The following is a 24326-nucleotide window of genomic DNA, read 5'->3' on the forward strand; positions in this document are numbered from 1 at the left end:
GAGCGTTCCTACCGTCGATGCGTCGGCGCCCTCTCGATCAGCCGGGGCGCCAGAAGGAGACCCATGTACTGGACGTACCTGCGCCGCGAGCTGTCGGGGCGCAAGAAGCAGACCGCGATCGTGGCGATCGGACTCGCCATCGCCATCGCGCTCGTCATCATCGTCAACTCGCTGTCCGCCGGCATCCGCGATGCCCAGGCGCAGGCGCTCGAATCCGTCTACGGCGTCGGCACCGACCTCACCGTCACGGGCGCCCAGACCGAGCCGGGCGCCGACGGCGGCGGACGGCCGCAGTTCGACTTCGACGAGGACGGGGGCAGCACGTCCGACGACGGCACGACGACCCTCAGCCAGTCGCGACTGACGACCGACTTCCGGCGCGGCACGCTCGACGCCTCGACGCTCGACACGGTAAGCGCGATCGACGGCGTCGCGGCGGCATCCGGCGCCCTCAGCCTCACCAACACGACCTTCTCCGGCGAACTGCCGCAGGCGCCCAGCGAGAGCGGGACCACCGACGGCCAGACCGGGGGAGAGGCCCCGCAGGAGGGCCAGGGCGGACCCGGCGGCGGCTTCGGCGGCGGATCGTTCGGCGTCGACTCGTTCACGGTGCTGGGCATCGACCCCGACGCCGACGCCGTCGGACCGATGTCGGCCGTCACCGTCAGCGATGGCCGCGCGCTCGAGGCCTCCGACGCCGGAGCCGACGTCGCCGTGCTCGACGCCACGTACGCGACGAGCGCCGGCCTCGCCGTCGGCGACACCATGGACATCGGCGGGACGAGCTTCGAGGTCGTCGGCGTCGTGACCTCGGCCTCGTCGAGCGCCGACACCGCCTCCAACGTCTACATCCCGCTGGACGTTGCGCAGACCCTCTCCGGCGCCGGCGACGTGCTGTCGACGGTGTACGTGCAGGCCGCCTCCAGCGACGACATCTCCGCGGTGCAGACGGCGCTGCAGGATGCCCTGCCCGACGCGACCGTCAGCTCACAGTCCGACCTCGCCTCGACGGTCTCCGGCTCCCTCTCCAGCGCGAGCTCACTCATCACGAGCCTCGGCACGTGGCTGTCGATCATCGTGCTCGCTGTGGCGGTCGCCCTCGCGGTGCTGTTCACGATCTCGGGCATCTCCCGGCGCACGCGGGAGCTCGGCACCCTCAAGGCGATCGGCTGGTCGAACTCGCGCGTCGTCGGACAGGTGGCTGGGGAGTCCGTCGTCCAGGCCCTCATCGGCGGTGCGGCCGGGGTTGTGCTGGGGCTTGTGGGTGTGCTCGTGATCAACCTCGTCTCCCCGACGATCTCATCGGCCCCGGCGACGACGGCCGGACAGGGCGGCCCGGGCGGCGCAGGAGGCACGGGCAACGGCGGCGGGATGGGCGGCGGGGGCTTCGGCGCCCAGTTCACCCAGACCGCGACCGACATCGTGCTGCACGCGCCGCTGTCGCTGTGGATCGTCGTGGCGGCCCTGCTGCTCGCCGTCGCGGGCGGCCTCGTCGCCGGCGCGTTCGGCGGCTGGCGCGCCGCGAAGCTCAGCCCCGCCGAAGCCCTGCGAGCGGTCGCGTGAGCGCGGCATCCCTTCCGCCCCGTGCGCACACCCCGACCGAGGAGACAGAGATGACCATGATCGACCAGACCGTGACGGATGCCGCGGCCACCCCCACCGTGCCGGCCTATCGGCTCGCCGGGGTCACGAAGACGTACCAGCAGAAGGGACGCGTCGTGCAGGCGCTGAAGGGGGTGGACGTCGAGATCGCCGCGGGAGATTTCGTCACGATCCAGGGACCCACCGGCGGCGGCAAGTCGACGCTGCTGCAGCTGCTGGGGGCGCTGGACACCCCAACCGCCGGACACGTCATGATCGGGGAGACCGACCTCGCCACGGCCTCCGCGAAGGATCTCGAGCACGTGCGAGCGCGAGAGGTGGGGTTCGTGTTCCAGGCGTTCAACCTCATCCCCACCCTGACGGCGGCCGAGAACGTGTCGATGGGCCTGGAGCCGCTGGGCCTTGCTCCCGCGGAGCGGGCCGAGCGCGTCGCCGACGCCCTCGCGCGCGTCGACCTGTCCGACCGCGGTGATCACCGCCCCGGTGAGCTCTCCGGGGGACAGCAGCAGCGCGTCGCGATCGCCCGGGCCATCGCGAAGCGGCCCCGGGTGCTGCTGGCGGACGAGCCCACCGGCAACCTCGACGAGTACATGCGCGACGAGATCCTCGCGGTCCTCGAGCACCTGAACGCCGAGGGCCTCACGCTCGTCGTGGTGACCCACGACTCCGCGGTCGCCCGTCGCGCGCGGCGCCGGCTGCGGCTGGACAAGGGGACGATCAAGGACATCACCCGCTGACGCGGGCCGGTTCCTCACCGTGCCGACGTGCGGCTGGGCCTAGGGTGTGACTCATGGCCCAGCCGCACTGCGTCGTCTACCGCGACGGGACTGCCCACCCCACCGACGCCCCGCTGGACGCGGCGCTCGGCGATGCCCGACGAGACGGCGGGATGCTGTGGGTCGCCCTGACCGCGCCGAGTCCCGACGAGGTCCGGGAGGTCGCCGCGACGCTGGGCCTGGAGCGCCTGGGCGTCGCCACGGCGCTGCGCACCCACCAGCGCTCGAAGCTCGACCGCATCGGCGAGCACCTGTTCGTCGTGGCGCAGCCGGCGCTGTACGACGACGCGGCCGAGACGGTACAGTGCCGCGAGGTGGACGTGTTCGTCGGCCCCGACTTCTTCGTCGCCATCTCCCCGGACGGCGAGGTCGATCTGGAGCGGATGCGGCGGCTGCTCGACGAGCATCCCGAGATCGCCCAGCGCGGCCCGATGGGCGTGCTGTGGGGCATGTTCGAGTTCGTGACCCGCGGATACCGCGATGTGCTCGACGGCATCGAGCACGACATCGACGAGATCGAGAAGGAGCTCTTCGACGAGGGCACCGGTGTCTCGCGCCGCATCTTCGCGCTGCAGCGGGAGGTCATCGATCTGCAGCACGCGACGTCGCCGCTGGCCGACATGATGGACCGGCTGCAGCGGGTCGTCGGCGCGGGCTCACCCGACGCCGAGGCGCCCGGCTTCCGCGAGATCGCCGACCGGGCCCGCTACATCGATGCGCGCGTCGGCGCCTTCCGTCACACGCTCGATGACGCACTGACGATCCACGCGACGATCATCGACCAGCGCCGCAACGATCAGATGAGCGAGATGACGCGCACGAGCATCCAGCAGAACGACCAGGTCAAGAAGATCTCCTCCTGGGCGGCGATCGGCTTCGCGCCGACGCTCGTTGCGGGAATCTACGGCATGAACTTCCGCATCATGCCGGAGCTCGACTGGACGTTCGGCTACCCGTTCGCGCTCGGGCTCATGGTCGCCGTCAGCGCCGGCCTGTACCTCGTCTTCAAGCGCAACGACTGGCTGTAGCGGCGCCGAGGGTGCCGGAGTCGCCATTGGCGCCGAGCGGCCCCCCTTTCGTCGAGCGGGCCGGTTGCGTACCGTCCGCAACCGGCCCGCTCGCACGCATACGGCGCTTTCGGCGAGACCCGTCAGTGGGTGTCTTCGGCCTCGACCTCGGTGCGGTCGCCCGACCACAGCGTGTGGAAGGTGCCTTCCTTGTCGATGCGCTTGTAGGTGTGGGCACCGAAGAAGTCACGCTGGCCCTGGATGAGGGCGGCGGGCAGGCGCTCGGCGCGCAGGCCGTCGTAGTACGCCAGCGACGACGAGAACGCGGGGGCGGGGATGCCGGAGGCCGCCGCCAGGGCGACGATGCTCCGCCACGAATCCTGTGCGCGGGTGAGCGCATCGACGAAGTACGGCGCGGTCAGCAGCACGGGAAGGTCCGGCGTGGCGGCGTACGCGTCGGCGATGCGGTTGAGGAACTGCGCGCGGATGATGCAGCCGCCGCGCCAGATCTTCGACACCGCCCCGAGGTCGATGTTCCAGCCGTACTGGGCGGCGCCGGCGCGGATCTCGTCGAAGCCCTGCGAGTAGGCGACGATCTTCGACGCGTACAGCGCGAGACGGACCTGCTCGATGAACGCCGCGGCATCCTCGCCCGCGAGGACATCGCCGCCGCTCAGCTCCGGGCCGGGCAGGGCGGATGCCGCCGCGCGCTGCTCGGGGTGACTCGACAGCGACCGGGCGAAGGTGGCCTCGGCGATGCCCGAGACCGGCACGCCGAGGTCCAGCGCCGTCTGCACGGTCCAGGCGCCCGTGCCCTTGGCGCCGGCCTGGTCGAGGATGACGTCCACGAGGGGCTTGCCGGTGGCGGCGTCGGTCTGACGCAGCACCTCGGCGGTGATCTCGATGAGGTAGCTCTCCAGCTCGCCGCGGTTCCACTCGGCGAAGATGTCGGCGATCTCGGCGGGGGTCTTCCCGGTCGCGCGGCGGATGAGGTCGTACGCCTCGGCGATCAGCTGCATGTCGGCGTACTCGATGCCGTTGTGCACCATCTTCACGAAGTGCCCGGCGCCGTCGTGGCCGATGTGGGTGACGCACGGCTCGCCCTCGGCGACCGCGGCGATGGAGCGGAGGATCGGTCCGAGCGTGACCCATGCCTCGTCGGGGCCGCCGGGCATGAGGGACGGGCCGTTGAGGGCGCCCTCCTCGCCGCCCGAGACGCCCATGCCGACGAAGTTGAAGCCCCGCTCACGCACCGCCTTCTCGCGGCGGATCGTGTCGGTGAACAGCGAGTTGCCGCCGTCGATGATGATGTCGCCGGGCTCGAAGACGTTCATGAGCTCGTCGATGACCGCGTCGGTCGGGCCGCCGGCCTTGACCATGATGATCGCGGTGCGCGGCTTCTGCAGGCTCGCCGCGAACTCCTCGTAGCTGAAAGCCGGGACGAAACCCGCCTCGGGGTGCTCGGCGACCAGCTCGTCGGTCTTGGAGCGGCTGCGGTTGAACACCGCGACGGTGTTGCCCTCACGGCTGGCGAGGTTGCGTGCGAGGTTCGAGCCCATGACGGCCAGGCCGACGACTCCGATGTTGGCGGTGGGCTCACCGGCGGAGGCGGGCGCGGCGGTGCTCGCGGTGTCGGGTGTCTCGCGGGGCACGTCCTCGGGGGCGGGTGCCCCCTCGTGACGGGTGGTCGCCTCGTGCGGGGCTTGATCCTGATCGTGCGAGATCTTGGTCTCGGCCTGGTCGCCGCTGGGGGAAGAGTCGTTCGAAGACACACGCGCTCCTGTTGTCGGTCGGTGTCTCCAGCGTAGTCCCGTGCGGCAGGCGTGCCCCGCCGTGTGACGTCGCGCGGCGTGACACGATGGCGGCATGCGCATCGTCGTCATGGGCCCCAGCGGATCGGGCAAGTCGCTCGTCGGCGCGGCGGTGGCGGCGGCGCTGCGCGCGGAGTTCATCGACGGCGACGACCTGCATCCGCGGGCCAACATCGCCAAGATGTCTGCCGGTGTCGCGCTGACCGACGCCGACCGTGCCCCGTGGCTGGATGCCGTGGCCGCCGCGCTGCACCGTCCCCGCATCGTCGTCGCCTGCTCGGCGCTGCGCCGCGCCTACCGCGACCGCATCCGCTCGCTCGCGCCGGGCACGGTGTTCGTGGAACTGGTGGTGCCGCCGGCGCAGCTGCGCACGCGCGTGTCGCGGCGCGACCACTTCATGCCGGCGACCCTGATCGACTCGCAACTGGCCACGCTCGAGCCGCTCGCGAGCGACGAGGCGGGCTTCCGGGTCGCGAACGATGCCGACCTGCCGGCGGTCGTCGCGCGGATCACCGCGCTGGTGACGGGTCAGTCCTTGCGGTAGCCGGAGCGGCCCATCGACCAGAGGGCGCCGATGACGCCGACGGTGGCGCCCACCGTCATGAGTCCGACCAGCCACAGGAGTGCGTGCGACATCCAGCCGTAGTCCATGGGTACTCCTCGCGAGTGGGGAAGGGGTCGTCCTCATCGTACCGGGGTCACTGGTAGACTCGTGCCGTACTTCGGCGAGGGATGCCGCCCGCGAGGGCGCCGGCATCCGTGATCGACGCGGTGAGGCCTTGCGGGGCGTTCCTCACGCGCGTGCGTTCGAGTCGAGACCCAGACCCCAGATCAGGGCGGATCAGCCGCCCGCAAGGAGAATCATCATGTCGACCGAGACCGACACCAAGGTCATCGCCGAGGTCCGCGAGAACTTCGGCAAGGGATACGCCCGTCGCCTGCGCGCGGCCGGCCAGATCCCCGCCGTCATCTACGGCCACGGCACCGAGCCGGTGCACGTGTCGCTGCCGGGCCACCAAGTCTCGCTGCTCATCCGTCGCGCCAACGCGGTGCTCGAGCTCGAGGTCGCCGGCAAGCAGCAGCTGACCCTCGTCAAGGACGTGCAGAAGGACCCGGTGCACCAGATCATCGAGCACATCGACCTGCTCGTGGTGAAGAAGGGCGAGAAGATCCAGGTCGACGTGCCCGTCGTCGTCCTGGGCGAGCCCTTCGCCGGCACGATCGCGAACCTCGACAACGCGACCGTCACGCTCGAGGTCGAGGCCACCCACATCCCCGAGACCATCGAGGTCGACGTCGAGGGCCTGGAGGACGGCACGCACATCACCGCCGCCGACCTGACCCTCCCCAAGGGTGCGGCGCTCGTGACGGAGCCCGAGACGCTCGTCGTCGCGATCTCGGTGCCCGCCGCGACCATCGCGGAGTCGGATGAGATCGAGGCCGCCGACGAGGCTGCCGCCGAAGAGCAGTCCGAGGCCGCCGAAGAGGCCGCCGAGTAATCGGGAACGCAACGTCCGGAGCCCGCCGCCACCGATACTGGTGGGGCGGGCTCCGTCGTTCCCGTGTGCACCGCGAGTCGTGGGAGAGGACGCAGATGGCTGAGACCTGGCTGGTCGTGGGGCTCGGGAACCCGGGTCCCCGCTACGAGAACACGCGCCACAATGTCGGCCAGATGGTCATCGCGGAACTCGCCGCCCGCCGTGGCGAGACCCTGCGGGCGCACAAGGCGAACGCCCGGGTCGCCGAGACCTGGCTGCGGCCGGGCGCGGCCAAGCTCGTGCTGGCGACGCCGAACTCGTTCATGAACACGTCGGGCGGACCGGTGTCGCAGCTCGCGCGGTTCTACGACGTTCCGGCGGAGCGCGTCGTGCTCGTGCACGACGAGCTCGACATCCCCTTCGACTCCCTGAAGCTGAAGGTCGGCGGCGGACACGGCGGGCACAACGGCATCCGCGACGTCGCCAAGGCGCTCGGGACGGCCGACTTCCCCCGGGTGCGCGTCGGGATCGGCCGGCCGCCGGGCCGGCAGGATCCGGCGGACTGGGTGCTCGACCCGTTCTCGTCCGCCGAGCGCACGCAGCTGCCGCTCGTGCTGGATGAGGCGGCGGATGCCGTGGAGCAGCTCATCGGCGAGGGCCTGCTCGCCGCGCAGCAGCGGCATCACGCGCCGCGCGCGTAGCCGCGGAGCCCGTTGCGCCGGTCAGCCCGTTGCGCCGGTCAGCCCGATGCGCCGGTCAGCCCGATGCGCCGGCGGCGACGCCGAGGGTCACGGCGATTCCGACGGCGACGCCGTACGCGATCGGACCGAGGGCCGCGATCACGACGGCGGCGATGCCCTGCCCCCGGCCGCGGCGGGTGGCGATCGCGACGATGCCCTGGATGAGGGCCCAGATGCCCAGGACGGTCCCGGCCCAGAACCCGATCTCGGCCCACAGCACGAGTGTGCGCACGGGGCTCAGCAGCGCCAGCAGCTGCGTTTCGCTGAGGTTCTCCAGCCCCTCGGGCGAGATCCCGATGGCGTGGCGCATGGCGCCCTGGGCGGCGGCGAAGCCGGTGAGCGCGCTCAGCAGTGTCGCCCCGACGACGGCGAGGAGCGCTATGCCCAGTGCGCTCGCGCCGAGCGTCGCCCGCCCGACCGCGGGCGGCTCCGCCGACGGGTACGGCGCACCGTATCCGACAGGCGCCGCGTACACGGGCGGAGCACCGGGGGCCGGCTGCACGTATCCCCACTGCGGCGGGGCCGGGGGCGGGGGCGGGTTCTCGGTCACGACCTCATCCTAGGGTCGGCTTCGGGCGGCCCACGGTCGGCCTCGCGGCGCCGGGGGTCGGCCCGCCCGGCGCCGGTGGCGGCCGTCGTGTCGGTCACGCGCCGTACACTCGTCCGGTGACAGTTTCCGGGATCGTGCGCGCCCTCTTGCAGGACGACGGCGAGGCGAGCGGGGTCCGCACCGCCGTCGAGGCCGCCCTCGTCGACACCGACTTCTCGATGGTCACCGGCCTTGACGCGCCGATGCTGGCCGCGCTCCTCGAGCGCCGCCGGGCGAGCGGCGCTCCGGCGGCGCTGCTGGCGATCGCCCCGACCGGCCGCCGCGCCGAAGGGCTCGGTGCGGCGCTGCAGAGCCTCGTGCCCGACGCGCAGGTGCTGCATTTCCCCGCGTGGGAGACGCTGCCGCATGAGCGTCTGAGTCCGTCGACCGAAACCGTCGGCCGGCGGCTGGCCGTCCTGCGCGCCGCCGCGGCCTGGGAGGCGGCGGGCGGCACGACGCCGCTGATCATCACGGCATCCGTCCGGGGTGCGCTGCAGCCGCTCGCCGCGGGTCTCACCGACGCGGGCGTGGTCGAGCTCACCGTGGGCGCGCGCGGCGCCGAACTGGACACCGTCGTGCGTCGCCTCGTCGACCTCGCCTACCACCGCGTCGACATGGTCTCCCGCCGCGGCGAGTTCGCGGTGCGCGGCGGCATCCTCGATGTCTTCCCCCCGGTGGCCGACCACCCGTATCGCGTCGAGTTCTTCGGCGACGAGGTGGACCAGATCCGCGCGTTCTCGGTCGCCGACCAGCGTTCGCTGCCCGGAGAGGTCACCGCCGTCACCCTGCTGCCCAGCCGCGAACTGCTGCTGACGCCGCCGGTGCGCGCTCGCGCGGCGGCCCTGCAGGACCGGTTCCCGGGGCTGCGCACCATGCTCGAGAAGATGAGCGAGGGCATCCCCGTCGAGGGCATGGAATCGCTCCTGCCGGCGGTCGCCGACGCCGTCGTCCCGCTCGTGGACTACCTGCCTCGCGGCGCCGCGGCATCCCTCGTCGACCCCGAACGCGCCGTCGGGCGCGCCATGACGCTGGGCGAGACGAACCGGGAGTTCCTCGAGGCGGCGTGGAGCGCCGCCGTCGGCGGCGCCGACACCCCGGTCGACCTCGGCGCGGGCGACTTCCTCACCCTCCCCGAACTGCAGGCCGCGACCGCCGAGCGGGGCGGCGTGTGGTGGACCTTCAGCGGCTTCGACTCCGGCGCCGCGGCGGCGGAGGCGGACCTGCGACAGGCGGCGGACGCGGGTGCCTCCCCCCAGGTCCCGGATGCCGCGGCCGGGGTCGTGCGCGTCGCCGCGAACCCGGTGCCGTCCTTCCAGGGCAACGTGGAGGGGGCGACCGCGCACGTCGGCGACCTGGTGGCGGGCGGCTGGCGGGTCGTGATCGCGGCATCCGGCACCGGCCTCGTCGACCGCGCCCGCGACGTCCTCGCCGAACGCGGCATCGCCGCGCGCGCCGCCCACGACCTCGACGACATGCCCGAACCGGGCGTCGCCGTCGCGGTCCTCGCGACCCTCGAGGGCGGTTTCGAGCTGCCCGACGCGAAGCTCGCGGTGCTCACCGAGGCGGAGTTCTACGGTCGCACGATCGGCGCCGACGGGCGTGTGGTGAAGAAGCTCGCCTCCCGGCGCAAGAACGTCGTCGACCCGTTGCAGCTGAAGACGGGCGACATCGTCGTGCACTCCACGCACGGCATCGGCCGGTTCATCGAGCTGGTGCAGCGCGACGTGTCCAGCGGCGGCCGCAACGCCGTCAAGACGACGCGCGAATATCTCGTGCTCGAGTACGCCCCGTCTAAGCGGGGTCATCCCGGCGACAAGCTGTACGTCCCGACCGACCAGCTCGACCTCTTGAGCAGGTACGTCGGCGGCGACGCGCCCCCGCTGTCGAAGATGGGCGGCAGCGACTGGGCCGCCGCGAAGGGCAAGGCGCGCAAGGCGGTGCGCGACATCGCCGTCGAGCTCGTCAAGCTGTACTCGGCGCGCATGGCCGCGAAGGGCTACGCGTTCGGCCCCGACACGCCCTGGCAGCGTGAGCTCGAGGAGGCGTTCCCGTTCGCCGAGACGCCCGACCAGCTGCAGACGATCGACGAGATCAAGGCCGACATGGAGCGGCCCATCCCGATGGACCGGCTGCTCTCGGGCGATGTCGGCTTCGGCAAGACCGAGGTCGCCGTGCGCGCCGCGTTCAAGGCGATCCAAGACGGCAAGCAGGTCGCGATGCTCGTGCCGACCACCCTGCTCGTCAAGCAGCACCTCGAGACCTTCACCGAGCGGTTCGCGGGCTTCCCCGTCAAGGTGCGGCCGCTCTCGCGCTTCCAGACCGACAAAGAGGCCCGCGACACCCTCGCCGGCCTCACCGACGGGACCGTCGACATGGTCATCGGCACGCACCGCATCCTCACCGAGAAGGTGATCTTCAAGGACCTCGGTCTCATGATCATCGACGAGGAGCAGCGCTTCGGCGTCGAGCACAAGGACGCGCTGAAGAAGCTGAAGACCAATGTCGACATCCTCGCCATGAGCGCGACGCCGATCCCGCGCACCCTCGAGATGGCGGTCACCGGCATCCGGGAGATGTCGACCCTCGCCACACCGCCCGAGGACCGGCATCCGATCCTCAGCTACGTCGGCCCCCGCAGCGACAAGCAGATCGCCGCCGCGATCCGCCGTGAGCTGCTGCGGGAGGGGCAGGTGTTCTACGTGCACAACCGCGTGCAGTCGATCCAGCGCGTCGCCGCCGACCTCGCCGAACTCGTCCCCGAGGCGCGCATCGCCGTCGCGCACGGGCAGATGGGGGAGCACGCGCTGGAGGAGGTCGTCGACGGCTTCTGGGAGCGCCGGTTCGACGTGCTCGTCTCGACGACCATCGTGGAGACCGGGCTCGACATCGCCAACGCCAACACGATCATCATCGACCGCGCCGACAAGTACGGTCTCTCGCAACTGCACCAGCTGCGCGGGCGCGTCGGGCGCGGGCGGGAACGCGCGTACGCGTACTTCCTCTATGACGAGATGAAGCCGCTGTCCGAGACCGCCGCCGACCGCCTCGAGACGATCGCCGTCAACAACGACCTGGGTTCGGGCATGCAGGTGGCGCTGAAGGACCTCGAGATCCGCGGCGCGGGCAATCTCCTCGGGGCCGAGCAGGCCGGTCACATCGCCGGTGTCGGGTTCGACCTGTACCTGCGGATGATCGGCGAGGCCGTCGCGACCTTCCGCGGCGACGAGGTGGAGGGTCCCGCCGAGCTCCGGCTCGAGCTGCCCGTCGACGCCCGGCTGCCGGAGAGCTACATCGACAGCGAGCGGCTGCGCCTGGAGGCGTATCAGAAGCTCTCCGCGGCCGCATCGCCGAACGCGCGCACGAGCGGGGGAGGGCAGACGGGGGCGGATGCCGCGGCCAGCGCCGACGCGATCGATCTCGTCGTGGACGAACTCACCGACCGGTACGGCACGCCGCCGCGCGAGGTGGAGGGGCTCGTCGCCGTCGCGCGGCTGCGGCGTCGCGCCGCGCAGGCCGGGCTCACCGACGTCGTCGCCATGGGGCCGAACCTGCGGGTGGCGCCGGCACCGGCATCCGATTCGCTGCGCGTGCGGCTGCAGCGGCTGTACCCGAAGTCGAAGGTGCTCGCCGGCGGCGAGGCCATGGTCGTGCCGCTGCCGACGGCCGGCGGGGAGCGCGTCGCCGACGGCGACCTCATCGCCTGGGTGGGTCAGCTCATCGACCAGCTGTATCCGCTGCCCGTGGCCGACGCCGTCGAGGCCTGACGGCGAACGGGGTCTCGCCGCGGGCACACCCCGCGCGGGCGCCTCAGGTCAGATGACGCCCTGTGCGAGCATCGCGTGCGCGACGCGCTCGAATCCGGCGATGTTGGCCCCGACGACGTAGTCGCCGCCGTGGCCGTATCGCTCGGCGGCCTCGAATGCCGCGTGGTGGATGTCGGCGATGATGTCCCGCAGCTTCTGCTCGCTGTCGTCGAAGCTCCACCGCTGGCGCGACGCGTTCTGGCTCATCTCCAGCGCCGAGGTCGCCACGCCTCCGGCGTTCGCGGCCTTTCCGGGACCGAACAGCACACCCGCCTGCTGGAACGCAGCCACCGCGCCGGGCGTCGAGGGCATGTTGGCCCCCTCCGAGACGGCGCGCACACCACCCGCGATGAGTGCCCGGGCGTCGTCCTCGTCCAGCTCGTTCTGCGTGGCAGAGGGGATCGCGATGTCGACGGCGACCTCCCACGGGCGAGCGCCCTCGACGAAGCGCGCGGACGGGCGGCGTGCTGCGTACTCGGCGATGCGGACCCGCTCGACCTCCTTGAGCTGGCGGAGCAGATCCACGTCGATGCCGGCGTCGTCGACGACGTACCCCGACGAGTCCGACGCCGTCACCGGGAGTGCGCCGAGCTGGTGGGCCTTCGCGATCGCGTAGATCGCCACGTTCCCCGACCCGGAGACGCCGACGCGCTTGCCCTCGAGCGACTCGCCGCGGACGGCGAGCATCTCCTCGGCGAAGAACACGGCACCGTAGCCGGTGGCCTCGGTGCGCACCTCCGCGCCGCCCCACTGCACGCCCTTGCCGGTGAACATGCCCGACTCGTGGCGGTTGGTGACCTTGCGGTACTGGCCGAACAGATAGCCGATCTCGCGCGCACCGACGCCGATGTCACCCGCGGGGACGTCGGTGTGCTCGCCGAGGTGACGGTACAGCTCGTTCATGAACGACTGGCAGAAGCGCATGATCTCGGCATCCGAGCGGCCGTGCGGGTCGAAGTCACTGCCGCCCTTGGCGCCGCCGATGCCCTGACCGGTGAGGGCGTTCTTGAAGATCTGCTCGAAGCCGAGGAACTTGATGATCGAGAGGTTCACGCTCGGGTGGAAGCGCAGGCCGCCCTTGTACGGGCCGAGCACCGAGGAGAACTGGATGCGGTAGCCGCGGTTGACCTGCACGGTGCCGCTGTCGTCCACCCACGGAACGCGGAACATGATCTGGCGCTCCGGCTCGACAAGGCGCTCCACGACGCCGCTGGCGACGAACTCCGGATGCCGGTTGATGACGGGCGCGATGGAGTGCAGCACTTCGTGGACGGCCTGCTGGAACTCGGGTTCATGGGGGCTACGGGCCTGAACGGTGTCGAACACGGCGGACACGGAGGACGGCAGGGGAGAGAGGGTTTCTGTCACAGTGGGGCTTTCCGGCAACGTTCACGGGCGGAACGGCCTGTTTCACCCTAGCGGCGCGTCGGGGCACCCTCGACGCGTATGACAAGCCGTCATACTCTGGGGCGCAGGAGGACACCATGCAGTTCGAGCATCTCGGGGCGCGTCCCCGCATCCATCCCGAAGCGGTCGTGGCGCCGACGGCGGTCGTCTCCGGCGACGTGACGATCGGCGCGGGCTGTCAGGTGCTGCACGGCGCCGTGCTCACCGCGGAGGGCGGCCCGATCACCCTCGACGAGAACGTCATCGTGATGGAGAACGCGCTCGTCCGGGCGAGCGCCACCCACCCCGTGCACATCGGCTCGCACGTCCTCGTCGGACCGACCGCCAGCATCTCGGGGGCGACCGTGGCCGAGGAGGTGTTCCTTGCGACCGGCACGCGCGTGTTCAACGGCGCGCGCATCGGCCGGCGCAGCGAGGTGCGCATCAACGCCGTCGTGCATCTGCGGACGGTGCTGCCGCCGGAGTCGACGGTGCCGATCGGGTGGGTCGCGGTGGGCGACCCGGCGCAGATGTTCTCGCCGGACCGGCACGAGGAGATCTGGGCGCTGCAGAAGGACCTCGACTTCCCCGGCTTCGTGTTCGGTCTCGATCGCGCGACCCCGGATCTCATGATCCAGCTCACCGAACGCTACGGCGCCGCCCTCGCCCGCCACGCCCTCGACCGCCGCCTGGACTGATCCGCCGGCCGGGGGTCACCCGGTGTTCTGCAGGCCGGCCGAGACGCCCGACACGCTCAGCAGCAGCAGGCGCTGCCACTGCGGCAGCTCCTCGTCGGTGAGTTCGCCCGCGCGCAGCGCCCGCAGCGCGCGCAGCTGCAGCAGCGACAGCGCATCGACGTAGGGGCTGCGCATCTTCACGGCGCGCTGCAGCACCGGCTTGTTCGCGAGCAGTCCGTCGCCGCCGACGATGCGGACGACCCAGTCGGTCGTGAGCTCGAGTTCGCCCACGACGAGGTCGGCGAGGTCGGGCCGGTCGCCGAGGTCGAGGTAGCGGCGCGCGATGCGCCCGTCCGCCTTCGCGAGGCTCATGCCGACGTTGTCGATGACCGTTCGGAACAGCGGCCAGTCGTCGTAGGCGCGGCGCAGCAGGTCGAGGTCGCCGACGGCCTCCAGCGCGGTGCCGAGGCCGAACCAGCCGGCGAGGTTGATGCGCGCCTGCGACCACGCGAAGACCCACGGGATCGCCCGCAGGTCCTCCAGCGACTCGACCGACAGTCCCCGGCGTGCGGGCCGCGAGCCGAGCGCGAGCAGCCCGATCTCCTCCATCGGCGTGACCGTCGCGAACCACGGCGCGAATCCGTCGGCCTTCACGAGGGAGAAGAACCGCTCGCGCGACGCGGCATCCATCGTCGTGGCGACGTCGGCGTAGCGCTCTGCCGCCTCGCTGTTGCGGCGCTCGATGGAGGGGGCGGATGCCAGGAGCACCGCCGCCGCGACCTGATCGATGTGACGCATGGCGATCGCGGGGTCGCCATAGCGGGCGAAGATGACCTCGCCCTGCTCGGTGAGCTTGAACCGGCCGTCGACCGAGTGCGGCGGCTGCGCGAGGATCGCGGAGTTTGCCGGCCCGCCGCCGCGCCCGAGCGCGCCACCGCGGCCGTGGAACAGGGTGAGGTGGATGCCGGCATCCTGCGCCCACGCCGCGATCTTCGCCTGCGCTTCGTACAGGGCGAGGTTCGCGGCGACGGGGCCGACGTCCTTCGACGAATCGGAGTAGCCGAGCATGACCTCCAGGCGGCGCTCGGTGGCCTCCAAGCGGGCGGCGAAGTCCGGATGCTGCGCGATCTCGGCCATGATCTGCGGCGCCGCCTGCAGGTCGGCGAAGGTCTCGAACAGCGGAATGACGTCGAGCACCGGCGGACGTCCGCCGGGTCCGACCGCGATGCGGGCGAGCTCGTGCACCGCGACGAGGTCGGCGGCGGACTGTGTGAACGAGACGATGTAGCGGCCTGCGGCCCGCGGCCCGTACCGGTGCTGGATCTGCGCGATCGTGCGGAAGACCTCGAGCACCTCCTCGGACTGGGTGCTCAGCGGTCCGCCGGCGGCGGCCTCGGCGAGCACCCGCGCATGCACGGCGGAGTGCTGGCGCACCTCGAGCTCGGCGAGGTGGAACCCGAACGTCTCGACCTGCCACAGCAGCTGCTGCAGGTGACCGTACGCCTGGCGCGGTGCGCCCGCGGCGGCCAGTGAGTCCTGCACGGTGCGGAGGTCGCGGAGCAGCAGCTCAGGGTCGCGATAGGACAGGTCGGCGTCACGACGACGGGTCGCGGCGATGCGGCGGGCGATCAGCAGCATGGCGCGCTTGTGCGGCTCGACCTTCGCGCGCTTCGCCGCGTCGGCCGCGCCGTCCTCGTCCGCGGCGCTGAGCCGCTGCAGGAGCGCCGTCAGCTCAGCGCTCGGCGGGGTCGTGTCCGCCGCCAGCGTGAGGGTCTTGGCGATGCGGTCGGCGGAGTGCTGCAGCCCCAGCAGGATGTGCTCGGCGGCGATGCCCGCTGCCTTCTTCGTGACCGACGCCGTGACGAACGGGTTGCCGTCGCGGTCACCGCCGACCCACGTGCCCAGGCGCACGAACGGCCGGACGACGGGGGTGCGGCTCCCCGCCGCAGGCCCTTGCAGCGCGTCGTCGACGCGGCGGTAGACGTGCGGGACGGCGGTGTACAGCGTCTCGTCGAACACGGCCATGATGGCGCGCACCTCGTCGACGGGGGTGGGCTTCTCGGCGCGCAGCGGCGCGGTGCGCCACAGGGTGTCGATCTCCTCCAGCATCCGCCGTTCGGCGCGGCGCTCGTCGGCGCCGCCCTGCAGCGACGCGTCGTGCTCGGTCAGCAGCGCCACCAGGCGACGGATGCTGGTGGACACCGCGCGGCGTCGCGCTTCGGTCGGGTGGGCGGTGAACACCGGGTGGAAGCGCAGGCCCTGCAGCCGCTGCAGCGCCGTGTCGTCGCCGACCTCGGCCGACAGGCGCACGAACGCGGCGGCGACGGAGTCGGCGGCATCCTCTTTCTCGGGGCGGCCGTCGCGTTCGCGGAGCACGCGCACGCGCTGGTGCTCCTCGGCGAGGTTGACGAGGTGGAAGTACACCGTGAACGCCCGGGCGACCTCGTCGGCGCGTTCGATCGAGAACGACTCCGCGATGCGGGCGGCCCGCTCGAAGGCCTCGGGGGACTCGTCGGCGTAGGCGGCGATCGTCGCCTGGCGCAGCCGCTCGACGTCCTCGTAGAGGCCGGGCGACCCGCTCTCGCGCAGCACCCGGCCGAGAAGCGCGCCGAGCATGCGCACATCGGCGCGCATGCGTTCGGGCAGCTCGTTCTCCGCCTCGTCTCGGCCGACGAGGTCGATGGCTTCGGTGCGGGTCAGTTCGCGCATCCCTCCACGGTACTGTCCCGGTGTTTCGGGTTCGTCACGCGGTAGGATCCCGCCCACGACCTTCCCGGCAGGGTCGCGTAGCATCGAAGTGGGTGTGCCGGGAAGCCTGGTCGGCGTCCACGTTCCCGACCCTGAAAGCAGACGCATGGCCTTGTTGCGCTCCGCCCGTTTCCCCGCCCTCCTCCTGCTGATCGCCGCCGTCGTCGGCCTGGTGCTGGCCAATTCTCCGCTCGCCGATGCCGCCTTCGCCGTGAAGGACGCGTACCTCGGCGTGCCGGGCGTCTTCGAGATGTCTGTCGGGCACTGGATCCAGGACGGTCTGCTCGCGATCTTCTTCTTCATCGCCGCCGTCGAGCTGCAGTTCGAGCTCACCAGCGGACAGCTCGCCTCGCCCAAGCGTGCGGTGCTGCCGGCGCTCGCCGCCGCCGGTGGCGTGCTCGTGCCGATCGCGCTGTACCTCGCCGTCGCCGGCGGGTCGCAGGCGGCATCGGGCTGGCCGATCCCGACCGCGACCGACATCGCCTTCGCGCTCGGCGTGCTCGCGGTGTTCGGAAAGGGGCTGCCCGCCGGGGTGCGCGTGTTCCTGCTGGCGCTGGCGATCCTCGACGACATCGTCGGGATCGTCTTCATCGCCGTCCTGTTCACCTCCGACGTCGACTTCGGGATGATCCTCCTCGCGCTCGGCTTCGTCGTCGTCTTCGCCGTCTGCAGCCGGCTGCTCGACACGCGGGCGCGGCACGCGGCGCTCGCGGGGCTCGTGGTGTCGGCGCTCGGCACCTGGTGGGCCGTGTACGAGTCGGGCGTTCACGCGACGATCGCGGGCGTGGTGCTCGGCCTCGCGATGGCACAGCAGCCCGCGATGCGCGCCCGCCACGGGCTCGAACCGTGGGTGAACGGCATCGTCCTGCCGCTGTTCGCGCTGAGCGCGGCGCTCGTCGTCATCCCGGCGGTCTCGGCGCGCGAGCTCTCGCCGGCGTTCTGGGGTGTGCTCGTCGCACTGCCCGTCGGCAAGCTCGTCGGGATCGCGCTGGCCGGCGGTATCGCGCAACGGGTGCTCAAGGTGCCGCGGGAGAGCGCACTGTCGGCGGGTGACCTGCTGGCCGCGGGCGCCCTCGGCGGCATCGGCTTCACGGTGTCGCTCCTGCTGAGCGAACTCGCCTTCGCCGGTGCCCCCGGCATCCGGGACCAGGCGACCCTCGGCGTGCTGGCGGGATCGGGGATCTCGCTCGTTCTGGCCGCGATGCTCGTATCGTGGCGGGCATGGCACCACAGGCGGACGACCGCGCAGACCCCCGGCAGCTGAGCTCCGACCCGCTGCGGCAGGCGGCCGAGACCATGCGCGCGGTGCGGGAGCGGTGCGTGTGGTCGCAGCGGATCACGCACGAGGACCTCGTGCCGTACCTCGTCGAGGAGTCCGCTGAGCTCATCGACGCCGTCGAGGCCGGGACGCGTGCCGACCTGCGCGAAGAGCTCGGCGACCTCCTCTGGCAGGTGCTGTTCCACTCCGCGATCGCCGCGCAGGACGAGACCGACCCGTTCGACATCGACGACGTCGCGGCGGGCGTGGTGGAGAAGATGGTCCGCCGGCATCCGCACGTCTTCGCGGATGCCGTGGCCACGACGCCCGAGGAGGTGCTCGTCCACTGGGACGCGGCGAAGGCCGCCGAGAAGCACGAGCGCCGGTCGGTGCTCGACGGGGTGTCGGAGCACATGCCCGCGCTCGCCCTCGCGCAGAAGCTCCTCGGCAAAGCCGCGCCCCTCGGCATCCGCCCGCCCCACAGCCACGCCCCTGGCGCCGAGACCGAGGCCGAGCTCGGCGACGCCCTGCTGGAGCTCGTCGCTCTGGCGCGCGAGCGCGGGTGGGACGCCGAGCGGGCGCTCCGCGGGCGCATCCGGGTGCTGCAGGACGACGTGCGCACCGTGGAGGGTGCCTGACCCGGTACGGCCGACCTGGAAGAATGGCCCGGTGCCCACCGTGAACCCGCCGCGCGGCATGCGCGACTTCCTCCCCGCCGACAAGGCCCGCCGCGAGCGCGTGCTCGCCGTCATCCGCGAGCGCTACCGCGCGCACGGGTTCGACGAGATCGAGACCCCGGTCATGGAGGACTACGACCGCCTGCACGCGGGCATCGGCGGCGACAACGAGAAGCTCGCGTTCAACGTCCTGAAGCGTGGGCTGGATGCCGACGCCATCCGCTCCGGCGCCGACGATCCCACCTCGCTCGCCGACCTCGGGCTGCGGTACGACCTGACGGTGCCGCTCGCGCGGTTCTACGCCAGCCACCGGGCGGAGCTGCCGACGGTGTTCCGCGCGATCCAGATCGCCCCGGTGTGGCGCGCGGAGCGGCCGCAGAAGGGTCGCTACCGCCAGTTCGTGCAGTGCGACATCGACATCATCGGCGACGCGACCGGCCGCGCCGAGGCCGAGCTCGTCGTCGCGACCCTCGACACCCTCGACGCGCTGGGCCTCGAGGGCGGCACCATTCGGATCAACGACCGCCGTGCTCTGGACTGGATGCTGGAGTCGTTCGGCTTCACCGCCGATGAGCGCCCCGGGGTGCTCATCACGATCGACAAGCTCGACAAGATCGGACCCGACGGAGTGACCGCGGAGTTGCGCGAGCGCGGCACCACTCCCGCCGCGGTCGACGCATTCCAGGCCTTCCTCCGCCGACCGCAGACCCTGGAGTACAACCCCTTCGGCGATCGGCAGATCCGCAAGGCGCTCCCGGAGGGAGCGCCCGACGAGGTCGTCGCCGACCTCGTCGCGATCGGCGAGGCGGTCGCCGCAGCGCGCGGCACCGACAGCCCGCTCGGCGACGTCCCGATCGTGTTCGACCCGTTCCTCGTGCGCGGCATGGGGTACTACACCGGGACGATCTACGAGCTCGCCCACCCGAGCGTCGACTATTCGCTGGGCGGCGGCGGCCGCTACGACGGCATGATCGGCCGCTTCCTCGGCCAGGACGTCCCCGCCGTCGGGTTCTCCATCGGGTTCGAGCGCATCGTCGACCTGCTCGAGTCCGTTTCGGATGCCGCGGCATCCGCTGTCGTCCTCGTGCACGATCGCGACGTGCCGGTCGCCGAGCTCGTCGCCCTCAAGACCGCGCTCGTCGCGGAGGGCGCACGCGTGCGGCTCGAACAGCGCACGAAGAACCTCAAGGCGCTCCTCGAGCGCGCCGCGGCCGACGGCTACACGGCATTCGCGACGGTGTCGGCCAGTGCCCTCCGCGCCGACCTCGAGCTCAAGCCGCTGTCCTGACTGCGCGCGCGTCAGGCCCCGCGGGCGCGTGTCCACCGGCGCGTCACCCGCGGGACGATCGGCGTTCATCGGCCTGAGCTGGCATGGGCGCATGACTCGTCCACGCGACGTCGTGCCCTGGCCGTCGATCCTCGGGGCCGCCAGTGGCGTGGCCGCCGTGGGGCTCGTGTTCGTCGGCGGACGCGCGATGCTCGTGCGCCAGGCGGCGCTCGCGCGGCGGCGCATCGGCAAGCCGCTCGACGAGAACGCCCTCGACGCCGACCGGGTATGGGGCGGGCGCTTCGACGGGCCGCCGCTCAAGCTCGCCGTGTTCGGCGACTCGATCGCCGCGGGCCTCGGTGCCGAGCGCCGCAAGGACACCCTCGGCGCGCGCCTCGCGAAGGGGCTCGCCCGGGCCGAGCGACGCCGCGTGCGGCTGCGCACGGCCGCCGTCGTCGGCGCCGAGTCGTCGATGCTCGCGACGCAGATCGACGACCTGCCGGAGGACTACCGGCCCGACGTCGCCGTCATCGTCGTCGGCGGCAACGACGTCACCCACCGCGTGCCGGTCTCGACGTCGGTCGCGCACCTCGACGAAGCGATCGGGCGCCTGCAGGAACTCGGTGCGGCAGTCGTTGTCGGGACGTGCCCCGATCTGGGGTCGCTGCGGCCCGTGCCGCAGCCGTTGCGTGCCCTCGGCGCGCGCCTCTCGCGTCAGCTTGCCGACGCGCAGGCGGATGTCGTCGTCCGCCGCGGCGCCCGCGCGGTGTCGTTGCGCCGTGCGGTCGGACCGTTCTTCGTGACGCAGCCCGAGGAGATGTTCAGCCTCGACCGCTTCCATCCGAGCGCGCTCGGTTACCGTCGCACAGCCGAGGCGCTGCTGCCCGCCGTGCGCGCAGCCCTCAAGGACAGACGCCGGCCCGAGCCCCAGCCGAGCGCCTGACGCTCAGCCCGCCGTGGCGTCCGTCACGCGCCGCTTCTCGCGGACGTAGACCTCGCGGCGCACCCGCGCCACGACGTCGCCCGCGGCATCCGTGATCTGGGTCTCGAACCACTCGAGAACCTTCGCGCCGCCCTTCGCGCGGTCGCGGATCGCCTCGGCCTGCTCACTCGGCACGTGGAAACGCGCCGTCAGCACACCGCGCCCGGGCTTGAGCATCTCGATCTGCCCGCGCGTGTCCCACACGACGTAGTCACGGCCGAGCTGGTGCATCACGAGCATGAAGAAGTACGGGTCGGTCATCGCCGACAGCGAGCCGCCGAAGGCGGTCTTCACGTAGTTGCGCGTGAGCACGTTGACGTGCAATTCGACGGTCGCGTGCGTCCAGTCGTCCGAGAACCTCTTCACGCGGATGCCGCTGAACAGGTTCGGCGCCCACAGGCTCATACCGATCGCAAGGCGGCGGGGAGTGATGCGCATTCCGACAGTGTGGCATGCTCCTCCGCATCGATTCGCAGGCGAGGACGCTCGAGGTGAACCTGCACACCGTGCTGCACGCCTACCAGCAGTCGCGCGACGAGGGCCTCGTGCAGATGCACCGCGGCCGCGGCGCCGTCGTGACCGCCGCCGCGGCGCAGTCCGCCGCGCTGCACGCCGACCTCACCGAGGTCGCCCGCCGCGCACGCGACCTCGGCATCACCGCCGACGCATTCGCCGCGCTCGCCCGCCACGCCGCCCTGACCCTGGAGGAGTCCGCATGACCGACCGTGCCCCGCTCGCCGTCCGCCGTTTCACTCTCGTGGCCCTCGTGCTGCCGATCATCATGACGGCGATCGCGGTCGTGATCCAGCTGATCCTGCTACCGCGGGTGCCCGATCCACGAACGGCAAAGTCATCACCGTGACGGTCGAGGATGCCGCGACGGCGCGGCCCTGCTCGGCGCCCTCGCCGCCCGCGCGAAGGCCTGACCGCGCCGCCGAACGCTACCGGTACACCGGCCAGGCGGCGCCGGCGGAGAAAGCCGCGGCGATCGCGAAGAGCGTCACGACGATCACGATGATGTCGAGGGGGCGGATGCGCAGCTTCGCCATGCGGATGCGGCGGCCGTTGGCATTCGCGGCGCCGTGCGTGAATCCGCGGGTCTCGAGCGCCTCGACCGTCGTGCGCACCGACTTCGCCGTGTTGAGGAAGATCGGGTAGAACGACAGCACCGCAAGCTGCGCCCACTGCACGCCGACGCGCCACCCCAGCAGGCCCTTCTTCGCCGGCGGCGCCGTGCGCAGCCGGTAGCCCTCGAACACGGTGCTGAACTCCTCGATGAGGATCGGCAGCATGCGGTATCCGTAGCTCACTCCGAACGCGAGCATGTGCGGTGCGCGGAACGCGAGCAGCGCATCCGAGAGCTTCTCGGGGTCGAGCGAGACGAACGCCGCCATGCTCGCGAGCGCCACCACGCCGAGCTTCAGGTTGAGCGCTGCCAGCGCGATGACGGTGTCGATGTTGCCGCCGAAAAGCCATGCCGCAATCGACATGTAGACGACTTCCATGCCCATCCCGAGCACGAAAAGACCGAGGATCAGAGGCCCGACCCGGGCGAGGAAGATCGACACGACGCCGATCGCGAACAGGCCCGCGAGCACCGTGATGTTGTGGGTGAACCACGGCACGATCGCCAGCAGGATGTACCAGACGACCACCGCGCGCGGGTCCATCGCCGCGAACAGGCCGCCGCGGGTCGCGTACGCCGTGCGGATGAGCTCCAGCTTGATCCACTCGACCGACAGCACGTCGTGATGCACGCGGGCCATCACACCACCTCCCGTTCTGCGGGGGCCACACCGACCGCCGCTGCATCGACTAACTCCGCCGACCGCACCGCATCCACCAGTTCCGCCACCGACAGCGGCACAGGATCGAGCCCCAGCTCCCGCCCGAGCACGGCGATCTGCGGCGGGCGCAGGCGCACCCGCTCGAGCAGGGCGGCGTCCGCGAACAGCTCGCGCGGTGTCACGTCGGCCAGCACCTTGCCGCCGTCGAGCACGAGCACGCGGCTGGCCCATTCGGCGACGAGTTGCATGTCGTGCGTCGCGACGACCGTGCATTGGATCGAGTCGGCGAGTTCGGCGAGCATCGTCGTCACATCGTCGCGGCTCTGCGTGTCGAGGCTCGAGGTCGGCTCGTCCAGCAGCAGCAGCTTCGGACGCATCGCGAGCCCGATCGCGAGCGTCGCCCGGCGCTGTTGGCCTCCCGACAACGTGCGGCCGTCGCGCTCGGCAAGCGGCACGAGCCCGACCCGGTCGAGCACACGCTGCACGATCGCGTCGGTGTCGGGCATCCGGTGCGAGCGGGGGAAGAGGGCGATGTCGTCGCGGACGGTGCCCTTCAAGAACATGAGCTGCGGATGCTGCGCGAGGTAGGCCGCCGTCGTCGCCATCTCGCGCGCCGACATCGACCGCGTGCTGCGGCCGTCGATCGTGACCTCGCCCTCGCGGGCCACGATGATGCCGGCCAGCAGCTTCAGCAGCGTCGACTTGCCGGCACCGTTGCCGCCGACCAGCGCGATCCGCTCGCCCGCGTGCAGCGTCGTGTCGAGGCCGTCGAGCACGCGCGTGATCGAGCCGCCGACGGCCTTGTACCCGTGGGTCACGTTCGTCATCTCGGCGACGATGCGTCCGGGGGATGCCGAGGGGTCGGCCCCGTCGGCCCCGTCGCCCTCGAACGCCGCCCGCTCACGACCCATTGCAACGCGCCCACCGAGCAGCGCGGCCGCCTCGGCGGGGGTGCGGGGCGCGGCATCCACCCCCAATGCCCGCACAGCCTGCACGGCCTGCGGAGCGGGGATGCCGTGCTCTTCGAGCTCGGCGGTGCGCGCGAGCGCCTCGTCGATCGGCAGGTGCCACACCGGCGACCCGTGCGCCATCAGCACGACCGAGCGGGCGTAGCGGGCGACGAACTCGGCGTGGTGCTCGATCGTGATGATCGTGACGCCCTCGCGATTGAGCTCGGCGAGGCGCTCGTAGATCTCCTCGGCGCGAGCGGGGTCGAGCTCGGCGACGGGCTCGTCGACGATGATGACGGCAGGCTTCAGCGCAAGCGCCCCGGCAAGCGCCGTCAGGTGCGCCTGGCCACCGGACAGCTGCCAGATGTAGCGACCGGCGATCCCGGCGATGCCGAGGGCCTCCAGTGCGGCGTCCGTGTCTGCGGCATGTGAATCGCGCCCGAAGTTGATGGGACCGAACGCGACGTCGTCACGGACGGTGGGGCGCACGAGCTGGTTCTGGAAGTCCTGGTAGACGTACCCGACCTTCGTCGACAGCTCGGCGACGCTGGAGGTGTAGGTGTCGACCCCGTCGACCGTCACGGAACCTGCGAACTCTCCGGCCCAGTAGTGCGGGATCAGACCGTTGATGCTCTTGCAGAGCGTGGTCTTGGCCGCCCCGTTGCCTCCGACGACCGCGACGAAGTCGCCGCGCTCGATCGTGAGGTTGACGTTGCGGAGCACATCGGCATCCGCTCCCGGGTATCGGAAGGACAGGTTCTCGATGACGACGACGGGGTCGCTCACGA

22 protein-coding genes are annotated in these 24326 nt (G+C 71.6%); 14 read left to right on the top strand and 8 right to left on the bottom strand.

Annotated elements, in window-relative coordinates; all coding sequences use genetic code 11:
• Positions 1 to 63: 63 nt before the first annotated feature.
• From ACPYN4_RS09685 to ACPYN4_RS09695, 3 genes are read left to right on the top strand one after another with little or no spacing between them, the layout of a single operon-like run.
• Positions 64 to 1563: an ABC transporter permease gene (locus ACPYN4_RS09685; protein ID WP_424446244.1), complete on the top strand. Its 1500-nt coding sequence runs from the start codon at positions 64 to 66 to the stop codon at positions 1561 to 1563.
• Between the two features lie 50 nt (positions 1564 to 1613).
• Positions 1614 to 2339, top strand: a complete 726-nt coding sequence (locus ACPYN4_RS09690) for an ABC transporter ATP-binding protein (protein WP_424446245.1) — start codon at positions 1614 to 1616, stop codon at positions 2337 to 2339.
• Between the two features lie 53 nt (positions 2340 to 2392).
• Positions 2393 to 3406 (top strand): magnesium and cobalt transport protein CorA, encoded by a 1014-nt coding sequence (locus ACPYN4_RS09695; protein WP_229934806.1) that lies wholly within the window; start codon positions 2393 to 2395, stop codon positions 3404 to 3406.
• A gap of 122 nt (positions 3407 to 3528) precedes the next feature.
• On the opposite strand, the gene gndA is transcribed toward ACPYN4_RS09695, so the two are convergent.
• Positions 3529 to 5037, bottom strand: a complete 1509-nt coding sequence (gndA, locus tag ACPYN4_RS09700; protein ID WP_424446282.1) for an NADP-dependent phosphogluconate dehydrogenase — start codon at positions 5035 to 5037, stop codon at positions 3529 to 3531.
• Positions 5038 to 5251: 214 nt separating this feature from the next.
• On the opposite strand from gndA, the gene ACPYN4_RS09705 reads away from it, so the two are divergent.
• Complete coding sequence (locus ACPYN4_RS09705; RefSeq protein ID WP_076690327.1) at positions 5252 to 5740, top strand: gluconokinase; 489 nt, start codon at positions 5252 to 5254, stop codon at positions 5738 to 5740.
• Here ACPYN4_RS09705 and ACPYN4_RS09710 read toward each other — a convergent pair.
• Positions 5725 to 5847 (bottom strand): hypothetical protein, encoded by a 123-nt coding sequence (locus tag ACPYN4_RS09710; RefSeq protein ID WP_268252388.1) that lies wholly within the window; start codon positions 5845 to 5847, stop codon positions 5725 to 5727. The two genes, ACPYN4_RS09705 and ACPYN4_RS09710, sit on opposite strands and share 16 nt — an antisense overlap.
• 215 nt (positions 5848 to 6062) lie before the next feature.
• On the opposite strand from ACPYN4_RS09710, the gene ACPYN4_RS09715 reads away from it, so the two are divergent.
• Together ACPYN4_RS09715 and pth are read left to right on the top strand one after the other, a co-directional pair.
• Positions 6063 to 6695: a 50S ribosomal protein L25/general stress protein Ctc gene (locus ACPYN4_RS09715; protein WP_239281736.1), complete on the top strand. Its 633-nt coding sequence runs from the start codon at positions 6063 to 6065 to the stop codon at positions 6693 to 6695.
• A 95-nt stretch (positions 6696 to 6790) separates the two neighbouring features.
• Entirely contained in the window at positions 6791 to 7375 is a 585-nt protein-coding gene (gene pth, locus ACPYN4_RS09720; RefSeq protein WP_239281737.1) for an aminoacyl-tRNA hydrolase, read from the top strand.
• 55 nt (positions 7376 to 7430) lie between these two features.
• Here pth and ACPYN4_RS09725 read toward each other — a convergent pair whose 3' ends face one another.
• Positions 7431 to 7964: a hypothetical protein gene (locus tag ACPYN4_RS09725; protein WP_281652884.1), complete on the bottom strand. Its 534-nt coding sequence runs from the start codon at positions 7962 to 7964 to the stop codon at positions 7431 to 7433.
• Positions 7965 to 8080: 116 nt separating this feature from the next.
• On the opposite strand from ACPYN4_RS09725, the gene mfd reads away from it, so the two are divergent.
• On the top strand, positions 8081 to 11767 hold the full coding sequence (mfd, locus tag ACPYN4_RS09730) for a transcription-repair coupling factor (protein ID WP_424446246.1): 3687 nt from the start codon (positions 8081 to 8083) through the stop codon (positions 11765 to 11767).
• Between the two features lie 48 nt (positions 11768 to 11815).
• Here mfd and gdhA read toward each other — a convergent pair whose 3' ends face one another.
• Entirely contained in the window at positions 11816 to 13153 is a 1338-nt protein-coding gene (gene gdhA / locus ACPYN4_RS09735; protein ID WP_424446283.1) for an NADP-specific glutamate dehydrogenase, read from the bottom strand.
• Positions 13154 to 13290: 137 nt separating this feature from the next.
• Here gdhA and ACPYN4_RS09740 point away from each other — a divergent pair, with 137 nt between their 5' ends.
• Positions 13291 to 13890, top strand: a complete 600-nt coding sequence (locus ACPYN4_RS09740) for a gamma carbonic anhydrase family protein (RefSeq protein ID WP_239281153.1) — start codon at positions 13291 to 13293, stop codon at positions 13888 to 13890.
• Positions 13891 to 13905: 15 nt separating this feature from the next.
• On the opposite strand, the gene ACPYN4_RS09745 is transcribed toward ACPYN4_RS09740, so the two are convergent.
• Positions 13906 to 16578: a phosphoenolpyruvate carboxylase gene (locus ACPYN4_RS09745; RefSeq protein WP_424446247.1), complete on the bottom strand. Its 2673-nt coding sequence runs from the start codon at positions 16576 to 16578 to the stop codon at positions 13906 to 13908.
• A gap of 145 nt (positions 16579 to 16723) precedes the next feature.
• On the opposite strand from ACPYN4_RS09745, the gene ACPYN4_RS09750 reads away from it, so the two are divergent.
• The 4 genes from ACPYN4_RS09750 (at position 16724) to ACPYN4_RS09765 (ending at position 20762) form a co-directional block, all read left to right on the top strand.
• Positions 16724 to 17881, top strand: coding sequence for a Na+/H+ antiporter NhaA (locus tag ACPYN4_RS09750; RefSeq protein ID WP_424446248.1), 1158 nt, complete (start codon positions 16724 to 16726; stop codon positions 17879 to 17881).
• Positions 17839 to 18513, top strand: coding sequence for a MazG family protein (locus tag ACPYN4_RS09755; protein WP_424446249.1), 675 nt, complete (start codon positions 17839 to 17841; stop codon positions 18511 to 18513). Before ACPYN4_RS09750 ends, ACPYN4_RS09755 begins: the two co-directional genes overlap by 43 nt.
• Positions 18514 to 18571: 58 nt before the next feature.
• Positions 18572 to 19840, top strand: coding sequence for a histidine--tRNA ligase (gene hisS, locus ACPYN4_RS09760; RefSeq protein WP_424446284.1), 1269 nt, complete (start codon positions 18572 to 18574; stop codon positions 19838 to 19840).
• 91 nt (positions 19841 to 19931) lie between these two features.
• A complete protein-coding gene (locus ACPYN4_RS09765; protein ID WP_424446250.1) occupies positions 19932 to 20762 on the top strand; it encodes an SGNH/GDSL hydrolase family protein in 831 nt (276 codons plus the stop codon).
• 3 nt (positions 20763 to 20765) lie between these two features.
• On the opposite strand, the gene ACPYN4_RS09770 is transcribed toward ACPYN4_RS09765, so the two are convergent.
• Complete coding sequence (locus tag ACPYN4_RS09770; protein ID WP_424446251.1) at positions 20766 to 21239, bottom strand: DUF4442 domain-containing protein; 474 nt, start codon at positions 21237 to 21239, stop codon at positions 20766 to 20768.
• Positions 21240 to 21253: 14 nt separating this feature from the next.
• Between ACPYN4_RS09770 and ACPYN4_RS09775 the strand changes: the two genes are divergently transcribed.
• Together ACPYN4_RS09775 and ACPYN4_RS09780 are read left to right on the top strand one after the other, a co-directional pair.
• Positions 21254 to 21520 carry a hypothetical protein gene (locus tag ACPYN4_RS09775; protein ID WP_239281163.1) on the top strand — a complete coding sequence of 89 codons (267 nt, stop codon included), beginning with the start codon at positions 21254 to 21256 and terminating at the stop codon, positions 21518 to 21520.
• On the top strand, positions 21517 to 21663 hold the full coding sequence (locus ACPYN4_RS09780) for a hypothetical protein (protein WP_424446252.1): 147 nt from the start codon (positions 21517 to 21519) through the stop codon (positions 21661 to 21663). Before ACPYN4_RS09775 ends, ACPYN4_RS09780 begins: the two co-directional genes overlap by 4 nt.
• Before the next feature lie 79 nt (positions 21664 to 21742).
• On the opposite strand, the gene ACPYN4_RS09785 is transcribed toward ACPYN4_RS09780, so the two are convergent.
• Both ACPYN4_RS09785 and ACPYN4_RS09790 read right to left on the bottom strand, forming a co-directional pair.
• Positions 21743 to 22567: an energy-coupling factor transporter transmembrane component T family protein gene (locus ACPYN4_RS09785; RefSeq protein ID WP_424446253.1), complete on the bottom strand. Its 825-nt coding sequence runs from the start codon at positions 22565 to 22567 to the stop codon at positions 21743 to 21745.
• Complete coding sequence (locus ACPYN4_RS09790) at positions 22567 to 24324, bottom strand: ABC transporter ATP-binding protein (protein ID WP_424446254.1); 1758 nt, start codon at positions 24322 to 24324, stop codon at positions 22567 to 22569. The genes ACPYN4_RS09785 and ACPYN4_RS09790 overlap by 1 nt, the downstream gene beginning before the upstream one ends.
• Positions 24325 to 24326: the final 2 nt, after the last annotated feature.

Origin of the sequence: Microbacterium sp. CH-015 (assembly GCF_049707015.1) — a bacterium.
Classification (GTDB): domain Bacteria; phylum Actinomycetota; class Actinomycetes; order Actinomycetales; family Microbacteriaceae; genus Microbacterium; species Microbacterium aurum.

Coding starts and splice junctions, on each gene's coding strand:
- ACPYN4_RS09685 (WP_424446244.1), top strand. CDS start 64: ATGTACTGGACGTACCTGCGCCGCGAGCTGTCGGGGCGCAAGAAGCAG.
- ACPYN4_RS09690 (WP_424446245.1), top strand. CDS start 1,614: ATGACCATGATCGACCAGACCGTGACGGATGCCGCGGCCACCCCCACC.
- ACPYN4_RS09695 (WP_229934806.1), top strand. CDS start 2,393: ATGGCCCAGCCGCACTGCGTCGTCTACCGCGACGGGACTGCCCACCCC.
- ACPYN4_RS09705 (WP_076690327.1), top strand. CDS start 5,252: ATGCGCATCGTCGTCATGGGCCCCAGCGGATCGGGCAAGTCGCTCGTC.
- ACPYN4_RS09710 (WP_268252388.1), bottom strand. CDS start 5,847: ATGGACTACGGCTGGATGTCGCACGCACTCCTGTGGCTGGTCGGACTC.
- ACPYN4_RS09715 (WP_239281736.1), top strand. CDS start 6,063: ATGTCGACCGAGACCGACACCAAGGTCATCGCCGAGGTCCGCGAGAAC.
- pth (WP_239281737.1), top strand. CDS start 6,791: ATGGCTGAGACCTGGCTGGTCGTGGGGCTCGGGAACCCGGGTCCCCGC.
- ACPYN4_RS09740 (WP_239281153.1), top strand. CDS start 13,291: ATGCAGTTCGAGCATCTCGGGGCGCGTCCCCGCATCCATCCCGAAGCG.
- ACPYN4_RS09745 (WP_424446247.1), bottom strand. CDS start 16,578: ATGCGCGAACTGACCCGCACCGAAGCCATCGACCTCGTCGGCCGAGAC.
- ACPYN4_RS09750 (WP_424446248.1), top strand. CDS start 16,724: ATGGCCTTGTTGCGCTCCGCCCGTTTCCCCGCCCTCCTCCTGCTGATC.
- ACPYN4_RS09755 (WP_424446249.1), top strand. CDS start 17,839: ATGGCACCACAGGCGGACGACCGCGCAGACCCCCGGCAGCTGAGCTCC.
- hisS (WP_424446284.1), top strand. CDS start 18,572: ATGCGCGACTTCCTCCCCGCCGACAAGGCCCGCCGCGAGCGCGTGCTC.
- ACPYN4_RS09765 (WP_424446250.1), top strand. CDS start 19,932: ATGACTCGTCCACGCGACGTCGTGCCCTGGCCGTCGATCCTCGGGGCC.
- ACPYN4_RS09770 (WP_424446251.1), bottom strand. CDS start 21,239: ATGCGCATCACTCCCCGCCGCCTTGCGATCGGTATGAGCCTGTGGGCG.
- ACPYN4_RS09775 (WP_239281163.1), top strand. CDS start 21,254: ATGCTCCTCCGCATCGATTCGCAGGCGAGGACGCTCGAGGTGAACCTG.
- ACPYN4_RS09780 (WP_424446252.1), top strand. CDS start 21,517: ATGACCGACCGTGCCCCGCTCGCCGTCCGCCGTTTCACTCTCGTGGCC.
- ACPYN4_RS09785 (WP_424446253.1), bottom strand. CDS start 22,567: ATGGCCCGCGTGCATCACGACGTGCTGTCGGTCGAGTGGATCAAGCTG.